The organism is Actinomadura madurae (assembly GCF_900115095.1).
GTDB lineage: Bacteria > Actinomycetota > Actinomycetes > Streptosporangiales > Streptosporangiaceae > Spirillospora > Spirillospora madurae.
Genome location: NZ_FOVH01000024.1, coordinates 1 through 18215 on the forward strand (window position 1 = coordinate 1; position 18215 = coordinate 18215).

The 18215-nt window shown below is 66.0% G+C and carries 17 protein-coding genes and 3 tRNA genes; 9 read left to right on the top strand and 11 right to left on the bottom strand.

Annotated features, from left to right (window positions below):
- Together BM339_RS42040 and BM339_RS42045 are read left to right on the top strand one after the other, a co-directional pair.
- Positions 1-287 (top strand): transposase (locus BM339_RS42040; protein WP_143118814.1); only part of this gene is annotated, 287 nt, incomplete at its 5' end.
- A gap of 133 nt (positions 288-420) precedes the next feature.
- A complete protein-coding gene (locus BM339_RS42045; RefSeq protein ID WP_075024469.1) occupies positions 421-921 on the top strand; it encodes a hypothetical protein in 501 nt (166 codons plus the stop codon).
- Between the two features lie 24 nt (positions 922-945).
- On the opposite strand, the gene BM339_RS42050 is transcribed toward BM339_RS42045, so the two are convergent.
- From BM339_RS42050 to BM339_RS50420, 4 genes are all read right to left on the bottom strand, one after another.
- Positions 946-1389, bottom strand: a complete 444-nt coding sequence (locus tag BM339_RS42050; RefSeq protein WP_218163900.1) for a prefoldin domain-containing protein — start codon at positions 1387-1389, stop codon at positions 946-948.
- Positions 1390-1466: 77 nt separating this feature from the next.
- Positions 1467-1892, bottom strand: a complete 426-nt coding sequence (locus tag BM339_RS50970) for a transposase (protein ID WP_218163901.1) — start codon at positions 1890-1892, stop codon at positions 1467-1469.
- A 14-nt stretch (positions 1893-1906) separates the two neighbouring features.
- A complete protein-coding gene (locus BM339_RS50975) occupies positions 1907-2215 on the bottom strand; it encodes an IS5/IS1182 family transposase (RefSeq protein ID WP_075024470.1) in 309 nt (102 codons plus the stop codon).
- A 520-nt stretch (positions 2216-2735) separates the two neighbouring features.
- Positions 2736-2873 (bottom strand) — tRNA-OTHER (locus tag BM339_RS50420).
- A gap of 349 nt (positions 2874-3222) precedes the next feature.
- On the opposite strand from BM339_RS50420, the gene BM339_RS49250 reads away from it, so the two are divergent.
- Positions 3223-3792: a DUF6461 domain-containing protein gene (locus BM339_RS49250; protein WP_143118815.1), complete on the top strand. Its 570-nt coding sequence runs from the start codon at positions 3223-3225 to the stop codon at positions 3790-3792.
- A gap of 126 nt (positions 3793-3918) precedes the next feature.
- Positions 3919-4158, top strand: a complete 240-nt coding sequence (locus tag BM339_RS49255) for a hypothetical protein (RefSeq protein WP_143118816.1) — start codon at positions 3919-3921, stop codon at positions 4156-4158.
- A 128-nt stretch (positions 4159-4286) separates the two neighbouring features.
- Here BM339_RS49255 and BM339_RS42065 read toward each other — a convergent pair whose 3' ends face one another.
- The 3 genes from BM339_RS42065 to BM339_RS42075 form a co-directional block, all read right to left on the bottom strand.
- Complete coding sequence (locus tag BM339_RS42065) at positions 4287-4484, bottom strand: hypothetical protein (RefSeq protein WP_075024471.1); 198 nt, start codon at positions 4482-4484, stop codon at positions 4287-4289.
- A 629-nt stretch (positions 4485-5113) separates the two neighbouring features.
- Positions 5114-6541, bottom strand: coding sequence for a NucA/NucB deoxyribonuclease domain-containing protein (locus BM339_RS42070; protein ID WP_177287908.1), 1428 nt, complete (start codon positions 6539-6541; stop codon positions 5114-5116).
- A 178-nt stretch (positions 6542-6719) separates the two neighbouring features.
- Positions 6720-7997 carry a hypothetical protein gene (locus BM339_RS42075; RefSeq protein WP_244938498.1) on the bottom strand — a complete coding sequence of 426 codons (1278 nt, stop codon included), beginning with the start codon at positions 7995-7997 and terminating at the stop codon, positions 6720-6722.
- A gap of 1870 nt (positions 7998-9867) precedes the next feature.
- On the opposite strand from BM339_RS42075, the gene BM339_RS42080 reads away from it, so the two are divergent.
- Complete coding sequence (locus BM339_RS42080) at positions 9868-10098, top strand: hypothetical protein (protein ID WP_083598480.1); 231 nt, start codon at positions 9868-9870, stop codon at positions 10096-10098.
- Between the two features lie 55 nt (positions 10099-10153).
- Here the strand turns inward: BM339_RS42080 and BM339_RS42085 are convergent, their stop codons facing one another.
- The 3 genes from BM339_RS42085 to BM339_RS42095 form a co-directional block, all read right to left on the bottom strand.
- Complete coding sequence (locus BM339_RS42085) at positions 10154-11098, bottom strand: tyrosine-type recombinase/integrase (protein ID WP_083598481.1); 945 nt, start codon at positions 11096-11098, stop codon at positions 10154-10156.
- 85 nt (positions 11099-11183) lie between these two features.
- Positions 11184-11257: transfer RNA gene (locus tag BM339_RS42090), tRNA-Phe, on the bottom strand.
- A 20-nt stretch (positions 11258-11277) separates the two neighbouring features.
- A tRNA-Asp gene (locus BM339_RS42095) sits at positions 11278-11355 on the bottom strand.
- 240 nt (positions 11356-11595) lie between these two features.
- Between BM339_RS42095 and BM339_RS42100 the strand changes: the two genes are divergently transcribed.
- The 3 genes from BM339_RS42100 (at position 11596) to BM339_RS42110 (ending at position 15814) form a co-directional block, all read left to right on the top strand.
- Positions 11596-13011: an amino acid permease gene (locus BM339_RS42100; protein WP_075024474.1), complete on the top strand. Its 1416-nt coding sequence runs from the start codon at positions 11596-11598 to the stop codon at positions 13009-13011.
- A gap of 75 nt (positions 13012-13086) precedes the next feature.
- Entirely contained in the window at positions 13087-14730 is a 1644-nt protein-coding gene (locus BM339_RS42105; protein WP_083598492.1) for an adenylate/guanylate cyclase domain-containing protein, read from the top strand.
- Positions 14731-14884: 154 nt separating this feature from the next.
- A complete protein-coding gene (locus tag BM339_RS42110; protein WP_075024475.1) occupies positions 14885-15814 on the top strand; it encodes a glycerophosphodiester phosphodiesterase in 930 nt (309 codons plus the stop codon).
- On the opposite strand, the gene BM339_RS42115 is transcribed toward BM339_RS42110, so the two are convergent.
- Positions 15815-16696 (bottom strand): LysR family transcriptional regulator, encoded by an 882-nt coding sequence (locus BM339_RS42115; RefSeq protein WP_075024476.1) that lies wholly within the window; start codon positions 16694-16696, stop codon positions 15815-15817. It lies immediately after the preceding gene.
- A gap of 192 nt (positions 16697-16888) precedes the next feature.
- Here BM339_RS42115 and BM339_RS42120 point away from each other — a divergent pair, with 192 nt between their 5' ends.
- Complete coding sequence (locus BM339_RS42120; protein WP_075024477.1) at positions 16889-18214, top strand: sensor histidine kinase; 1326 nt, start codon at positions 16889-16891, stop codon at positions 18212-18214.
- Position 18215 lies beyond the last annotated feature (1 nt).

An 18215-nucleotide genomic window follows, 5' to 3' on the forward strand; every position in this document is an offset into this window, starting at 1 on the left:
CCGGACGGCTGGTCGGCTGGTCCGCCCAGACCCTCCGCACCACCATCGACATCGTCCGCAAACCCGCTGATCAGAAAGGGTTCGCCGTACTGCCCAGACGGTGGGCGGTAGAGCGGACTCTGGCGTGGTTGACCGCGCACCGGCGGCTGGCCCGCGACTACGAACGCGACCCCGCCACCAGCGAAGCCATGATCCGCTGGGCCGCCATCGGCCTCATGACCCGCCGCATGGCCCGCGGCGGGCAGCCCGCCGTCCGTCAACGCCGGCGCCCCCTCGAATACCTATAACAAGATCCTTCTCAAACACGCACTAAGAGGGCGGTTCGCGAGTTGATGTCCTTTTTGCCGTTGGGGTTGGTTGAGGCTAGCTGGTCAGGGCGCGTGGAACTTCCAGCCAGAATTTCCTGCTTAAGGTGGGCGCATGGGGAACACGATCAGCGGCGGCGGCCGCGGCCGCGATCTTTACATGTCGAACGGGGGTACTGAGGTCTTCGTCGAGGTGCTCATGCTTGCGGTGTCCGCCCTGGCGAGCCGGGAGTGGGACCTTCGATTCGCCGGATTGATCGCACTGCAGGACCAGGCCGTCTTCGGTAGGGGAGCCGTGGGCTTCGACCTGAAGGAAATCGACTGGGGGGATTCCCTTGCCAAGCAGGCTGTGAACCGGGAATTCGTGCAAAGCACCATCGGCCTAGCTCTCGGCCGCCACCGCTGGGACGAGCTCGGCTACGATCCGCCCTTCGCTGAAGGTTACCTACTGGATTTCCGCCAGGTGGTCAACATGTTCGACCCGTCCACGGCCGTCCCCGATCCCCTGGTCTTCCCCGTGTTCAAGGAGGTCGTCGCCCTCTGCTGCGCACGCCACCGTGTCCTGACCCCGCTGCGCGCTTACACGGCATGTGTCTTCTGCGAGCGCGACTATTAGCGAGCAGAAAGACAACGACGACGATCACGGGCCGCTGCCCGAGCTACGGGCGTGGCTGGGTGAACAATCCCGGCTCGGTCTCGATGAGGATGCCGCGGGTGACCAGGCGTTTGAGTTTGGAGCGGATGTTCTCGGTGTTTTCGACACGATGGGCAGGTCCAGGGCCTGGCACAGATCGCGAGCTCGCAAAGGCCGGCCGGCATCCGCGAATGTGGCCATAATCCGCTGGTAGGCGGGGTGATCGGGCAGCGTGGGAAGCGGCGTGGGCGGCTTGGCGTCGTCGGTGTCGGCGAGTGAGTGAAGGGTCTTGCGGGTGATCCGCAGATGATCGATCGCCTCATCGAGTTCACGCAGTCTCGCGGTGAGTTCCTCGATTTGAGCTCGTGTCTGCTCGGCCTCGCGGGCCAGGGCCTCCTCACGCGCGTCGATCTTGTCCAGCAGGAGCCTGTTCGGGTCCTGCCCGGTCATGCCGGACGCCAGGACGGGCTGGAGGTGCCGGTCAACCGCCGGGCCATCACATCGCTCATCGCCCAGTACACGCGCGATTAGGAGCTGGCGGGACGGTGTTCGTAGTCGCGGACCAGCCGGCGGTGCAGGGCGAGTGTCCCGTAGGTCTGTTCCACCACCCACCGCTTCGGCTGGGGAACGAATCCCTTGTCGGCCGGGTTACGCTCGACGACCTCCACGTCGATGTCAAGCGAGGCGCCGTGGGTGAGGACCGCGTTCTTGAATCCCTGGTCGACCAGCGCCGTGCGCACGGCGCCGGTCTGCGCGGAGACCCGGTCCAACAGGGCGATCCCGGCGCTGTTCTCATGCGCAGAGGCTGCCAGCACCACCACCGCGACAACCAGGCCCAGCACGTCCACGGCCAGCCCACGCTTGCGACCGGGAACTTTCTTGCCCGCGTCCCTGCCAGTGGTCTCCGACGGCACCCCAGCCGCCGCGTGCACGCTCTGGGTGTCCAGCACCACCAGGCTCGGATCGGCTAATCGTCCCCGTTTCCCCGCGTCTGCCAGCGCAGCAGGCCATGGATCGTCTGGTCGGTGCCATCATCACGCCACTTGGCGAAGTAGTAGTACACCGCGCTGCGAAGCGGCAGGTCATGCGGAAGAATGTCCCACTGGCAGCCGGTCCGGCCCTGGTACAGGATCGCGTTGACGATCTCCCGCATCTCATAACCGCCCTGGTGACCGCTGACAGAAGGGTGCGCGGCCTTCCACGCCATGATCACCGGCTCGATCAAGGCCCACCGCTCGTCGGATAAGTCGCTCGGGTACGGTTTGCGCTCACTCACTCCGCCATCCCAGCACACCCAAACCTGCCGACCGGCCGTAACGCTACAAATTCACACGATCACACTACGCAGCTCGGACATTTACTCGCGAACCGCCCTCTAAAAGGTCTTCGACGACACCCCAGAGCCGGAAGACCAGCGGCAACTCACTCAGAAGTACGCGAGCGGCGCATCGCCCTGGCGCTGTCCCGCTACGGCAGTGGTTCACTTCCTTCCCAGGGAAAGGAGCCTCCCTGGGTCCCGGGGTACATGCTCCACCTACTTCGGGCGGCCAAGCCCGGTCAGCGACAACGCACTCTTCTGCCGCGAAGCGTTCGAAAGCCGGGGGGCTGCCATGGTGAAGTCGATCACGGGCGTGGCCAGCGTGGTGGACGTGGATCGGTTAGCCGATCTGGGCACTGATCATCTTCGAGGGCGACAGGCGGAAGGTGATCGAGCGGTATGCATCCGCTTAAAGCTGCTTCAGGGCCGGAAATGAAAGCACCTCTGACCGTGTTTCGGCTGGTCAGAGATGTGGAGGTGGGCAGGGGCGGGGTCGAACCGCCGACCTTCCGCTTTTCAGGTCACAGCGTCTGAGCGCTGTACTGACCTGCGAAAACCCAGGTCGCTCACGAGCCAGACGCCGATAAGCGGATTGTTTTTCCAGCCAAGCTACCACGTAGCGCTACAGGACAGCTACCCAAAGCATGTAGTGGCCAAGTCTTGCGGAGGGTGCTCTGCCTTGTCACGCAAGCCGCCGCCGCGGCCTCAGGGGCCTGCGACCTTGAGGACAGGGCCCTGTAACTCACGTCCAGCCCTTGATCGGCCGTTTCTCGCTATGAAGTTGACCGTCTCCCCCTCGACGGAGTCCACTGCTCACCGACATACGCCCACACCACCGGCCCGTTCACTCACCAAACCGCCATGAATCAATATCGCTAGTTAGCTAAATAGCTCCACACAGAACGGGATCAGCCTCGACATAGAGCCGATAGACTTTTAGATGTCATCGTACTATGATATGTGAGATGAGCATCTCTTACGAGTGGATGGACGATGAATCTTGGTCGTGGCTACGCAATGCCTTTTGTTTCTCGTTCGTTCGGGGTGGTGGGAGTGTCGAATCCACCTTAGAGAAACTAGGAACCTCCCATCCCACAAATCCTATGTCCATCGAAGCAATGATCCAGCACAACCCATTCGGCTCTGACCGAATTATTGCAGCCATAGACCTAGGCGACTGGGTGTTCGCATGGAGCAGCAGGGATACGAGCATCGGGCGACGCCGATCGTTTGCCAACATGGAAGCCCTGTCCGTCCACCGCGCTGTGAACAGCGACATAACGTTCACCTACTACGCGGCAGGTTCCATGTTGGCGGATTTCGACGCTCGACATCCTCCTGCGACAAACAACCCCTACGTTCAGCGCTTCACTCGATTGCTCAACTCGCAAGCATCAAAAAAGGAGTCAAGTGAGCGCGTCGAACTGTGTGCATTGACGTTGGCCGATGAGATAACGGGTGTACACGTGACGTCTGAAGTCATGAACGGAAGCTTTGCCTGGGCCCAGATGACTCACCCGAGCGGTGGCAGGTGAATGACGAGAATATTCTACCCGTCTGGGGGCCCCTCGGCACCAATCAATGGACACAATAGTATGACGGCGATTTCAAAGTCGGCTGCTGATGGTTGGGGTGATGCTGTGTGATCAGCCGGATCGCGCGTGTGGGCCGCCGGCGCATGGCCTGTGCGATTCCGTGATCTTGGTGATGTCGCTGATACTGAACAGGCCGAGAGCCAGATTGCGGAGGTCGGCCATGGCGCGGGGACTGCTGCCCAGGTATGCCTGCTGGCCATCCCCAAGCCAAACGGTGTCGCGTGGCTGGTGTTCGAGGTTCTCGATACCCCAGTGTCGCCGGACGTGCGCAATGATCTCGGCGGCCGCAGGGGACGCAGCTGGTGAGGACAAGGACGATCTTCTTGCTGAGCGGCGGTCCGACTGGGTCGGCGACGTCTTGGCGGATGACCGCGAGCCGTGACGGACCAGGCCTTGCGGGCTCAGGCCTTCGCCGCTGCGGTGCTCTAGGTGGTTCAGCGGCTTGATCCGTCCATGGCCGCGTTTAGTGTGCCGGTGAACGGATCAGTGCTGATCAGCTCGCAACCGATAGTGATGGGGGCGTGGCGTGCAGCGGCGACCTGTTCCGTAATCGTCAGAAGGTAGTCGGTCTTCTTGTTTTCGGCCAGGTGGCTGGCGGTTTCGGCGCAGGTGCGCGCGGCATCGGCGGTCACCTGGGTGGTCTAGGTCGTGCTCTCGGGAAGCGGGCCTGTCCCAGCACCACGGCGTCCTGGTGCTCACCGCGGTGGGCGAGAACAGCACCAGCCGGCGCTCAGTGTTTAAGGGCCCATGCAAGTCCTTGCAGTCCAGCGCGATCAGCACCCACCGCAGGGTGGCACCGTGGGCGCGGCGAACCGCCGCCGAGCCTGGTCCTATCGGGCGCCCAGCAGCCGCAGTAGCCGTTCGAGCAGGGCGGCTGCGCTCGATCCCAACTCCCGGTAGCCGGTGGCCCTGGCGAGCGTGCCATCGCCGCCGTCCCCAGCACCGCCCCCAGCGCGTGCCGGACTCCACGCGGGTGACGCGGATTGGTGATGCCTGCCAGCATCTCTAGCAACGACGCACCCTCAGCCCGAGCCATGCGAAACTGTAATCGGTGACCTTCTAGTCCTTGATTGTCCAGCGTGGAAACTTCGGGATCACAGACGGAAGGTGACTTTCGTCTCGGTCCCAGCTACGTAGCGGCAGTTGATCCGGACACCGGGCGACGACCCCCAGACAGGCGACCTCGAGATCACCTTGCAATAGTTACCGCCCGGTTCCCTCACCGATCGAGAGAACCGGGCGTTACTATTGTGGTATTAGGCTACGGCACTCTGACGAAGAAATCGTCCTGGAGCCTTCCGCTGTAGGACCAGTCCAGGATGCGGTCGTGGCTGTACCACGCGCTCAGGCGGTCGCCGGCCTCACCGTTGTCGACTGCCGAAACGGCTCTGGCCGACCATCGATACGGCTGTATGGCGTCGTCGTACCTGGATCCGGCCGCGCCTTGGTGAGTGGTTGCGAAGGGAAATTCGTCGCACTGCATCCCGATGGGGAGCGGATTACCCCAGCTCTTGAAGCACTCCGCTCGGGCGAGCTCCCGATTGTGGTTGATCCGACCTTCCCATCTCGCGGTCTTGTCCTCGTTCCAATATAGACGCTGAATAGTGTCGTCCTCATTGTTCGAGGCGCCCGGGACTACCTTGGCCGGCGATCCGGCGGGAACTTCGGGGACGGTGATGCCGGGATTGACGAACGCATCATAGATGTGCTTCGCTACCTCCGCCACGCCATCATAAGTGGGAGTCGTCACATCATTTCTGCGGTATACCAGGCTGGGTATGATGTCGTAGAAGACCGCTCCCTTCCCGCCTACCCCGCTCACAAATTTCAGGTATTCGGCGCTGTCGAACCTCGCGGACGTCTGCCACGCTTTACGTCCGTTAGGGGTCATGGTGGAAATCGGGTAATGGAAGTTCATCCCGAGGTTGGAAACCACGACCTTTTCCGGTCCACCGCGTATGATCTGCGGTTCGGTCCAGCCAGTCCCGGAGTCGTCCGAGGTGACACGGAAGGCGTAATCATCCGGGGCAGCCCGCCATGCACTGATCCGCTTCTGGATGACAAGTGACTGCCCAGGAGCGTTGTTGTCGATCTGGCAGGTCTTGGCGGCGGCCGCGTCCCCGTCGAAGTGCAGGTCCTTGCAGAACAGCTCTACCTTCAGGATCGGGTCTGGATCAGGAGGCGTGCCGTTGGTCGTGATATTTTGCGTGTGCATTCTCAGGTTCACATCGATGGTTCGCTCAGTCTTGGACCCTATCGCGACGATCGTGTACGGCACCGAAATTGACCACTTGATCCCATCGAGGGAGTTGTCTGTCTCCACGGCTGCGGCGTACCCTCGGGCACACATCGCATAATGATCCCGGACCCACGGGACCGCCGGACCGTCGATCGTGAAGTTCCGACTGAGGCATTCGGTCCAGATATCTGCGACGCGAGCCATGCCGGGACCGCGTTCGTCTGCGAACTCCTTAGAGTCGGTACTGCGGATGCCGTACTGTCCGTAACGCCGCCGCTCTACCTCGTCGACGTCGAGCCACGGCACCTCCGGATACCTTTCTATGTTGGCCAGCGTAAGTTCTGCGCCAGGTGGAAGCACTACCGTCCGGATGTCTGATTCCGCTGCCCCCAGGGCAGGGATTTGAGCGGTGCAGGCCAGTACCGCGATCAATGTCGCGGCGATGGCCATTGCTCGCCGCAATGGTCGCATCTTTGCTTCACTCCCTCGCTGACGTTCAGTTGGCAGTGCCGACTTCACCGTGGTGGGTAAATTGGCAGGGCATGCGGTGGTGCCGCCCGACCGTTCGGGAACGCCTGGTCCGGCCTCGGCTGCCACATCGTGGTAGACAGGAGAAGCGGTGTTCTGGTCAGTCCAGTGGGAACATCCCCACGCGACCGTGGTACTCGTGGCCCAGTTGATCGGTGTCACTGCCGACCAGCAGGCCATTGGATGTGGCCACCAGTGCCTCTACGCCTACGCCTCGGTCTCGGGTCGGGTTCCATGGGATGTCGCTTGACTTCCCGGAGTCTGGATCGATGGCGGCGATGCCAGTCCGTTCGATTGCACCGGGGCCGGCATTGCCGTTGCCACGAGGATTGTCCATCCAGCGTTGGTGACCGCCCACATAGACTGCTGCTCCAGTAACCGACACCGACAAGAGGGTGTCTCCACCGGTGTAGTTCGTCCATGTCGGCTGCTGGCCAGGGCCAATGCGGTCAGTTTCCCAGCGGGACGCGGACATGCACATTGTTGACGTACCATAACCGGCGCCACCGGTCGTTGTGATGACGAAGTACTGGCCGTCCGGCGAGAAGTCCATACCGCGCATGTAGGTGTCGTACTGAGTGCTGCATGTGGGGGTGAACTTTTCAGTCGCCCAACTTGACAATTGTGGAGCGGTTCCGAGATCGATCAACGCAATCTGCGATCTGCTCTGCCCATTGACCACCGTGAATGTTCCGCTGATGACCATCTTGCTATCAGCGGGGTTGACGGCCAGATTCTTCACGGTCAACGAGGCGTCCTCGGCACGCGGTTCGCTCACCACGATGTCGAAGGCCGGATCGATTGCACCGGTCTCCGCATCGAGCCTGGCCACAGCCTTGCGCGTGATACCGGTGACCGAATCGGTGATGGTGTCCAGAGATCCGCCTATGTACAGGTGATCGCCACGACGGGTCATCGTCTGGAGCCTGCCCCAGTTGATCTGCACCCGTGTGAAGCTCGGGTGCGCAACGCCATCGGCGATTTTGAGCCGAGCCAGTCTCCTCATCAGCGCACCGTTAACGGTCTTGAAGTCCCCGCCGACATAGACCGTGTCGTCCCCGCCGGGTGCAAGAGACCGAACTACGTCGTCCACCTCTGGCACGAAACCGGCGTCGACCTTTCCTGTGTTGATGTCGAAGGCGAACAGGTTCTTGCGATTCATCACTGGAGAGCCGGCGGCAGCCTCCTGAATCTGGGTGAAGTTTCCACCTACGACCACCTTGTCACCGACGACCGCAAGTGCGTATACCGTTCCGTCCAGCACATGTGGAGTGTGGTCGACCGGGTTTTCACTCACCACCTTTGCGTGCAGTATGTCGGCATGCAGGTGCGCCGTTGCGAGGCTCATCTGGATGGCGGCAGTGGCAACTACGCTCATTGCCGCCAGCCTGCACACAGAACTTCGTTTTTTCATGTAGATCAACCCTTCGCGAAACTTCACCAAGGAAGACGTGGGAGGACTCGCAGTGTTGGGTGATAGATACGTCGCTGACTTTCGTCCATTCAAAGCGGGATCTGGTGAGGAATAATCCGGACGCGATCTTTCTATCGTGATCAACTTCGGTGATCAAGGGCTTGACAAGTGAGTCAGTCCATGTCACAGATTTGATGAAACGCTGTCTGACCTGCACTACCGCAGTGTGACGGCAAAGCATCCCTGTGGCCGCTTTCGGACACTATGAAGACAGCTTTTCTGGTGTCGACGGTACGCGGCCGAGGTGATTAATGCTCGTCGAGCATAGACAGGCCGTGACGCTATGTGAGCATAAGCGGAGGAACTTCGATAGACGACGTCGCAGAGGCATCTTTCAGGCTGGTCAGGGCTTCTTTGCGATTCTTGCCCTCGGAGCGTTTGCGCTGGTAACCGAGCGCCTCGGGTGGGGTGAAGGCTCTGATACCTGGAGGGGTGGCAATCCCGATGAAGTACCCCCGTCGAGCCGCGTGAGCGCGCGGTCCGAGTGGTTTTGAACTGCGTAGGCAGACAGATGCGAGGACCGGAACGATCGCCAGGGTCGCCGACCAGCTTCAGGGCATCGGGAGGCGTTGCGGACCTGGCCGAGTTCGATGGCGGGCGGCGTCCGGGGGCGATGACCAGCGACGCGCAATGGATCGCGGAACCGGAGCGCGAGAACCGGGAACTGCGGCGGGCGAACGAGATTCTGCGCGTGCGAGAACTCGTGCCGCGATGACGAGGATGGGTGGGGCGGACGTTGTTCGGCTCGGTCTCTGGATGAGTGGCCGAGGTACTCCCGGCAGCGCCGACCAGGCGCACGACTGCGCCAAGGACCAGCGCCGTACCACCGGACGCCCTGGCCCTTCGGCGGGTCCCCGCATCAGCTCACGTCCTGCCCGTGGTCGTCCAGGCTCGTGCGCGTCCGGTCCCGCCACGGTTGGCGTCCGGGACGGGCGCACGCGTGGCGGGCGCACCATGATGCGAAGCACTGCCCCGAGCGGGGCAGCACGGCGAGTTCGTCGGGGCGCCCGGAGAGCGCCAGCAACGGAACCGCGCCCGGTTCTGCTGGAAATCCTTAGGATTTCCATATCTTGCTCCGCCCGGGTGCGGCGATGATGCTTGCACTACTCCAGGGGATGGCTGATGTCTGCCTGCCACAGGCTCCGCGGGGCAAGATATGGATATCGTGCCCTTTTCGTGGATGGACCGAGCGCGGTCCAGTGCTGGGAGGCGCGGGATCGGGCGCGATCCCGGAAGCCATGGTGTCCGCAGATGGGCAAGCCAGCCTCGATACTGGCGGCAGGACAGGGCGCTGAAACTGTCGTTCTCCCCAAGAGCGTGATCGCAGCCGATGCGGAACAGAGGCGTGGCGGCGTCCCTCTGCGGGACATAGCAGACCAAGCTTCGCCGTAGTGCGGCCGGGAGACCGAGCCCCCGCCGCCGCTTGGTCCGGCGCCCCGGACTTCCGTCCGCCGGGAGGCGGACGACCGGACGGAGCCCGGCCCTCTCGCGGACGGCTCGGTCGCCGCCCCGGCAGGCCAGGCAGGCCAGGCAGACGACGCCATAAAGGGCATGTCGGATAGGCATCCATCGGTGATGAGGCAACACGCCTTGACCTTGCGGCAATTGACTATCACTGTTGTGCAATGCATCGTCGAGAGAGTGGCCTGAAAGTAATGACATTTCTGTCAAAGTAGCTCGAAGTGACGCAAATGCGTTACTCGGCTGATGAAGAAGAGTGTGGCGGCAGGAAGGGCGACGATCTGAGCAATCGCCGACGTGGAACAGGGGGACCGTGGCGGAGATCGACAAGCGGATCGCTGTGCTTGTGTCATGGAGCAAGACCCGGGATCGGAAGCAGCGCACGAAGCCGGGGAGGGACGCCTTCCTGGCTCGGTTTGAGCGAGAGGTTGACCCGGAGGGTGTGCTTCCGCTGGAGGAGCGACGGCGGCGGGCCGAGTTGGCCAAGCGGGCCTACATGCTGCGGCTGGCCAAGCGGTCGGCGCAGGTGAGGAAGAAGGGCTGAGTTCAGAAAAGGGCCCCGGCGCGTCAGCGCCAGGGCCCTTTTTGTGGGCGGGCCTTCAATCCTCCATGATGCGGTCGTAGGTGCGGCGGGCTCGGGTGCTGGCGGCGCTGCGGCCGTAGCGGCGGAGCATCTGGGGTGAGGACCAGCCGTTGAGCTCCATCAGGTCGCCTTCGGCGCCGACCTTGTCGAGCCAGGTGTGGGAGAAGTGGTGGCGGAACTTGTGCGGATGGACGATCACGCCACATTCTCCGCCGCGGCGGACGACCATCTGGTAGATGCCGTTGGCGGTCATGGGCGGGCGGTTGTTGCTGCCCAGCCAGAGGTGACGATTGGAAGCGTTGGTGTGCTTGTTGCGGACCCGAATGTAACGGTCGAGCGCTCGGGCGGACGGATGCCCGAACCGAACAATGCGCTGCTTGTTGCCCTTCCCGGTGACAAGGAGTTCGCGGCGCATCAGGTCGAGGTCGCTGCGTTCGGAGTCATCGGCGTCGTAGACGATGCCGACGAGTTCCGAGAGCCGCAGGCCGGTCGCCTTGAAGAGCGTGAGGATGGCGTAGTCGCGGCGCTGGGTGAAGGTCTTGCCCTCGCAGTGCTTGAGGAGCTTGGCGAGTTCCTCGTCGGTGAAGACGGGAACGACCTTCTCGCCGACGGCGGGCGGACGGAGCTTGGCCATGGGGTTGGGCAGCTCTTCGTCGGTGGACCACCACTTGAAGAACTGCTGCAGTGCCCGGTACTGGTTGTTGGCGTAGCTGTCGGAGTAGGTGTTGAGGAGCCAGACCGTCCAGGCGCGGACGTCGTCGGGGGTGACGTCGTCCCAGTCGGTGTGGTCGGTGTTGCGTCGAAGGTGCTCGGCCGCGAACCACTGCGCCGCTTCGGCGTAGGTGCGGACGGTCTTCGGGGACTTCCCCTCGGCGTTGAGGTGGAGGGTGAACGAGTTGATCGCGGGCTGGAAGGTACCTGCTCGGAGGTCCTTCGGGCGCCGCGTACGGGCGGTACCCATCGGGAGATAGTTTTCCTCTGTTCAAGCGGTGTACACCGACGGTGATCAATCCGTTACCGCTGTTCTCGCTGGTCAGAGGACCAGGTGGGCAGGGGCGGGGTCGAACCGCCGACCTTCCGCTTTTCAGGCGGACGCTCGTACCGACTGAGCTACCTGCCCAGGACGTGCATCCGCACGTCTGGCGGTCCTGACGGGATTTGAACCCGCGGCCTCCACCTTGACAGGGTGGCGAGCACTCCTAACTGCTCCACAGGACCTTGCTGCTCCGAGCTTAACGGCTTCGGAGGGGTGTCTCGGCCGGGTGGCCCGGCGCTTGGCGACGTCCGAGAGCATACGCGATGGCCGAGGGGCGCGCCAACTCGGTTATCGCGGGGCGAGCGGGGCAAGATCGTGACGGAGGGGGATCGGGCTGATACCGGGTGACGGGCGCCCTGGCCTGTCCGGGGTGCGTTACCGTGCGTGTCTGGTTAGTGGCGTTTGGTGTGTGAGGGGGACGGGTGGTCGCGAAGCTCCCAGCGGGCCAGGGGTATCAGCGAGGGCTTGGTACTCGCCAGATCCAGATGCTGGCGATCGGCGGGACGATCGGGACGGGGTTGTTCCTCGGGGCCGGGGAGAACATCGCCAAGGCCGGCCCGAGTCTCGTCTTGACGTACGCCGTGGCGGGGCTGGCGCTGTTCTTCGTGTTGCGGGCGCTCGGTGAGCTGCTGACGTACCGCCGGACGGAGGGTGGGTTCGCCGGGTATGCCCGGGAGTTCCTGGGGCCCTTCTGGGGTTACGCCACGACCTGGACGTACTGGATCATCTGGGTGACGACCGGCATGGCGGAGCTGACGGCGGCCGGCCAGTACATCCAGAAGTGGTGGCCGGGCGTCGAGCAGTGGCAGACGGCGCTGGTCGCGCTGCTGGTCCTGTTCGTGGTGAACCTGATCTCGGTGAAGCTCTTCGGCGAGCTGGAGTTCTGGTTCGCGATGATCAAGGTCGCGGCGATCGTGATGATGATCCTGGCGGGGCTCGGGGTGCTGGTCTTCGGGTTCAGCGATGCCGGGGACACGGCGCGGGTCGGGAACCTGTGGGGGCACGGCGGGGTCTTCCCCGAGGGGTACGGCGCCACGATCATGACGCTGCAGATGGTGATGTTCGCCTACCTGGGCGTCGAGCTGGTGGGTGTGACGGCGAGCGAGGCGAAGGATCCGGAGAAGAACATCCCGCGGGCGATCAACGCGCTGCCGGTGCGGTTCGCGCTGTTCTACCTCGGGTCGCTGCTGGTGATCCTCGCGGTGGTGCCGTGGACGGCGTTCAAGGGCGGGGCGAGCCCGTTCGTCCTGGCGTTCGACCAGATCGGCATCAAGGGCGGCGGGGACATCGTCAACTTCGTGGTGCTGACCGCCGCGCTGTCGTCGTGCAACGCGGGCGGGCTCTACTCGACGTCCCGGATGCTGCGGACGGCCGGGGTGAACGGCGACGGGCCGAAGGTGCTCGGACGGTTGAGCGGGCGCGGTGTCCCCGTGCTGACCGTCGTCATCTCCGCGCTGGTCATGGGCATCGGCGTGATCGTCAACGCGGTGGTGCCGGAGAAGGCGTTCGCGTACATCACGTCGGTGTCGACGGGGGGTGCCCTGCTGGTCTGGACGGTCATCCTGGTGGCGCACATGATCTACCGGCGGCGGTCGGCGGCCGGGGAGCTGCCGCGGTCGCCGTACCGGATGCCGTGGGCGCCGTACACGAACTGGGTGGTACTGGCGTTCTTCGCGTTCGTCACCGTGACGATCGCATGGGAGGCCGACACAAGGGTCGCGCTGTACGTGATGGTGGCGTGGGCGGCGCTGGTCGTGGTCGGCTGGCCGTTCGTGCGGAGGGCGTCGCGGGTCGAGCCGGTGGAGGTTCCGGTGGCCGAGGAGGGCGCGAGCGCCTGAGAGAGAGGGCGCCCTCCTGCCGTGGGATGATCCCCCCTGAGCGGTTCCTTCCCTCCGGAGGCGCGCGTGACCAGCATGCTGGAGATCCGAGTCCGATGGGTCCTGCTGGTCGTGGTGGGCGTCGCGAACGTCGTCGGTTCGCTGGTCGTGCTGCTGTTCGCGACGTTCGTGATCCCCGATCCTCCGCTGGCCGACCGCGACCATGTGCGGTTGATCAACGCGCTGGCGTTCTTCGGCTACCCGTTCGTCGCGGCGCCGGTGGCGCTGGTCGCGGGGCTCCGGCTGTGGCGTCCGGTGGTGACGTTCGTCCGGGACGGCGGGGAGCCCGACCGGCTGCAGCGCCGGGCGGTGCTGCTCGGGCCGCTGCGGCTGACCCTGCTCGTCGGCGCGCTCTGGGCGGTGGGGGCGCTCGGCTGGGCGGTGCTCGACCTGGTCCTGTTCACCGGGCGGCTGGCCGTGAAGACGGGCCTGACGTGCCTGCTCGGCGCGGCGACGACGTGCACGATCGTCTACCTGCTGTCGGAGCGGCTGCTGCGGCCGGCGGCGGCGCTGGTGCTGGGCAGGGAGCGTCCGAAACGGTTCCGGCTGCCCGGCGTGACGACGCGGGTGATGCTCGCCTGGACGCTGGGGACGGCGATCCCGGTGTTCGGGCTGATCTGCGTCGCGATCGCCGCGCTGGCCGCGCCGGACATCAACGTCACCCAGCTCGCGATCACGATCCTGGGCGTGGGCGGGGCCGCGCTGGTCGCCGGGGCCTACGTCCTCTACATGGCGACGAAGGCGATCGCCGACCCGATCAGGTCGGTGCGCACCGGGATGGCGCAGGTCGAGCGGGGCGATCTCGGCGCCGAGGTCGCGGTGTACGACGCGAGCGAGGTCGGGCAGCTGCAGGCGGGCTTCAACCACATGGTCGCCGGGCTCCGCGAGAACGAGCGGCTGCGCGACCTGTTCGGACGGCACGTCGGTGAGGAGGTCGCCGACCTGGCGCTGGAGCGCGGCGACATCACGCTCGGCGGCGAGACGCGCGAGGTGGCGGTGCTGTTCGTCGACCTCACCGGCTCCACCCGGCTGGCCGACACGCGGGGCCCGGACGAGGTGGTCGGGCTGCTCAACCGGTTCTTCGGCGTCGTGGTGGCGGTCGTGGCGGGGCACGGCGGCTGGATCAACAAGTTCGAGGGGGACGCGGCACTCGCGATCTTCGGGGCGCCCACCCAGCTGGAGGACTCGGCCGGCGGGGCGCTCGGCGCGGCCCGCGAGCTGGCGGTGCGGCTGCGCGCCGAGGTCCCGATGCTGGACGCGGGCATCGGCGTGTCCGCGGGCCCGGTCGTCGCCGGGTACATCGGCGCCGAGGAGCGGTTCGAGTACACGGTGATCGGCGACCCCGTGAACGAGGCGGCCCGCCTCAGCGACCTGGCCAAGGGGGAGGACGCGCGGGTGCTCGCCTCGGCCGCCGTCCTCGACCTCGCGCATCTGGCCGAGTCGGACGAGTGGGACATCGGCCGCTCGGTGATCCTGCGCGGCCGGAGCCGCCCGACCCGGCTGGGCACGCCCCGGTGGCCGGCGCTTCCGGAGCCGCGGCCGGCGGCGCGGCGGTCCCGCGTCCGCTTCCCGCGCCCGCTGCGGCGCAGCCGGCGGCTGGTGCTCGGGGCGCTGGTGCTGTCCCGGGCCGCGAAGAGCGCCCGTGCGGGGGAGTCCGGCGAACCGGACGACACCGGCTGATCTTTTCGCCGGAAGCGCCGTGTCCGGCACTTCCGGGACCACCCCGGATGCGTATTGTCGCCGGATGTACACAGTCTGCTACCGACCCGTAACGCTGTCGTCACCAGAAGGTCCCAGGGTGGGGGCGGACAGTCCGGCTCCCGAAAGGTGACCGATGCACCGACGGAATCGTCTCGCGCTCGTCGTCGTCGTGACCACGGCGGCGATCACCGTTCCGGTGGCGACCGCCGAAGCCGCCGCCCCTACCGCTCCCAGGGCCACCGCCCCTACCGCTCCCAGGGCCGCCACGACCGCCGCGGCCGCCAGGGACGTCGTGAACGTCGCGCACCGCGGCGCGTCCGCGTACGCGCCGGAGAACACGCTCGCCGCGTTCCGGCTGGCCAAGGTCCAGAACGCGGACATGTTCGAGCTGGACGTGCAGGAGACCAAGGACCACAAGCTCGTGCTCATGCACGACACCACGCTCGGCCGGACGACGAACGTCGAGAAGGTCTACCCCGGCCGCGCGCCCTACAGGGTCGCCGACTTCACCCTCGCCGAGATCAGGAGGCTGGACGCCGGGTCGTGGTTCGCGAAGAAGTACGCCGGTGAGCGCGTCCCGACGCTGGGGCAGGCGCTCCGCGCGATGCGCGGCAAGGGCCTCGGGCTGCTCCTGGAGATCAAGAGCCCGGCGCTCTACCCGGGCATCGAGAAGCGGATCGCCGCGGAGCTGCGGCGCTCGCCGTCCTGGCTGCGGTACGACCCGCGCGAGCGGCTCCTCGTCGTCCAGTCGTTCGACTGGGAGTCGGTGCGGCGCTTCCACGCGGTGCTGCCGAAGGTGCCGACGGGGCTGCTCGGCACGCCCAAGACCGGGGAGCTGCGGAAGCTGGCGTCCTACGCCGACCAGATCAACCCCACGTACAATGACCTGACCGCGTCCTACGTCCGCGCGGTGCACTCCAACCGCATGGACGTGCTGACCTGGACGATCAACGATTCCGCCGCCATGAAGAAGGCCATCGGCCTCGGCGTGGACGGCATCATCACCAACAAGCCGGACGTTCTCGACCGGCTCCTGAAGGGCACCGCCAGGCGGGCCGCCTGATCAGGGGGTGACCCGGCGGGCGCGGGCGATCAGTGCCCGCGCCGCCGGGCTGCGCGGTCCCTCGGCGCGCCAGGCGAGCGCGATCCGCCCGCTCAGCCGCGGCCGGACGATCGGCATCGCGTGCAGGACGTCCGGCACGCTCCGGGCGGCGGACTCGGGCAGGACGGCCACGCCGAGGCCGTGCCCGGCGATCTCCGCCAGCACGGGCGGCTCGCCGGCCTCGAACGCGATGCGCGGACGGAGCCCGGCGTCGGCGAAGGCCCCGTCCAGGACGGCCCGCATCCCGGTCCCCTTCGGCAGGCAGATCAGGTCCTGGTCGGCGAGGGTCCGCAGCGGGAGCGTGGACCGCCGCGCCAGCGGATGGCCGTGCGGCACCGCCGCGACGAGGTCCTGCTCGATGACGACCTTGGTGGCGATGCCGTCGGGCGGTTCGGCGCCGATGCTGAGGAACGCCAGGTCGATCCGCCCGGCACGGAGCCCGCCGGTGAGCGTGTCGGCGTCCTCCTGGAGGACCGTGATCTCCACGTCCGGATGGTCGCGGTGAAATCCGGCGAGCATGCCGGGGAGGTCGAGGGACCGGATCCAGTCGATGGTGCCGATGGTGACGTGCCCGCGCAGCAGCCCCGTCAGCTCGTCCACCGACCGCCGGGCGCCCTCGACCGCCGCGAGGGCCGCCCGCGCGTAGGGCAGGACGGCGGCGCCGACCTCCGTCAGCCGGACGGTCCGCCCGGACCGGTCGAGCAGGGGCTGCCCCAGTTCCCGTTCCAGCTGCCGGATCTGGGCGCTCACGCCGGGCTGGGCGACGTGCAGCCGGGCGGCGGCCTTGGTGAAGCTCGCCTCTTCGGTCACTGCCACGAAGTACTCAAGCTGGCGCAGCTCCATAACCGGACATGCTAATCCGGCACCGGTCCAGCGCTCCCGCTTCTGCGGAACGGACCGGCCGGGCAACCTTTTCTTTGACCTCTATTGGCGGCGTCGCTGCTGTTCAGAGGACTGATTTCGGTCCGGGCGGTGATTACCTCACCTGCGGGAGGTCGGGTGTACGGACGGCGCACATGGTCCATACGGGTGCGGATGACCGTCATTGCCGGGGCGGTCACCGTCGTGATCTGTGCCATCGTCACCACGCTGATCCTGGTGGAGGCCCGGGGGGCGGAGACCACCTCCTCGCGGAGCAAAGCGACGTCCGCCGCGCTGAGCACGGCCTACGAGATCAGGCGCGGGCAGGTGAGCGGCCCCCTCGTCACGCCGGACGGCGTCGTCGTGCAGGTGCTGGACCAGACCCGGACGGTCATCGCCGGGACGCCGGGCCCGACGCTGGACGGTCCGCCGATCGCCCGGTTCGATCCGTCGAGGTTCCGCGTGTTCGACGCCGACACCCTGTGCTCCCCGCCGGGGCTGAGCGGCTGCCAGTGGGTCATCGGCTTCCGCGTGTTCCAGCCCGCGGGCGACTGGATCATTTACGCCGCCGTGCCGACCGTCCCCTGGTATGTCAGCGGCGGGCTCATCCTCTTCCTGGCCAGCGTCTCGCTGCTGGTGATCCTGCTGGCGTGCCTGCGCGCCTGGGGGACGGTCGACCAGACCCTCGCCCCGGTGGACGCGATCCGGGCCGAGCTGTCGGAGATCACCGCCGACCAGTCGGGGCGCCGGGTGACGGTGCCGGAGAACCGGGACGAGATCAGGCGGCTCGCGGAGGCCGCGAACGCGACGCTCGACCGCCTGGACAGGGCTTTGGAGCAGCAGCGCAGCTTCACCTCCGACGCGTCCCACGATCTGCGCAGCCCCATCGCCGCGGCCCGCACGCAGATCGAGGAGGCGCTGCTGTTCCCCGACCAGGTCGACTGGCCGCAGACGGCACGGGCCGTCCTGCAGAGCCTCGAACGGCTGCAGGCGATCGTGACGGACCTGCTCCAGTTGGCCCGGCTGGACGCGGCGGCATGGCAGGACGTGGAGCCGGTCGACCTCGGCGCGCTGGTCACCATCGAGGTGGCGAGGTCGGAGCGGACGAAGATGATCGTCCCGCACCTGCAGGAGGGCGTGATCGTGCTGGGCGACCGGCTCCGCCTCGTCCGCCTGCTGACGAACCTGCTGGACAACGCGGAGCGGCACGCCGAGTCCCGGGTGGACGTCACGGTGGCCCGGGAGGACGGTGCCGCCGTCCTGGAGGTCCTCGACGACGGGGTGGGCATTGCCGAGCAGGACCGGCACCTGGTGTTCCGGCGTTTCGCGCGCCTGGAGGACAGCAAGGCCCGCGATCCCGGCGGGACGGGCCTCGGCCTGCCCATCGCCCGGGAGATCGCCCGGTTGCACGGCGGGACCCTCACCATCGAGGACAGCGACCGGGGTGCCCGTTTCGTCCTGCGGATGCCTCGCGACCACCGGGATCCGCCCTCGGCCTGAC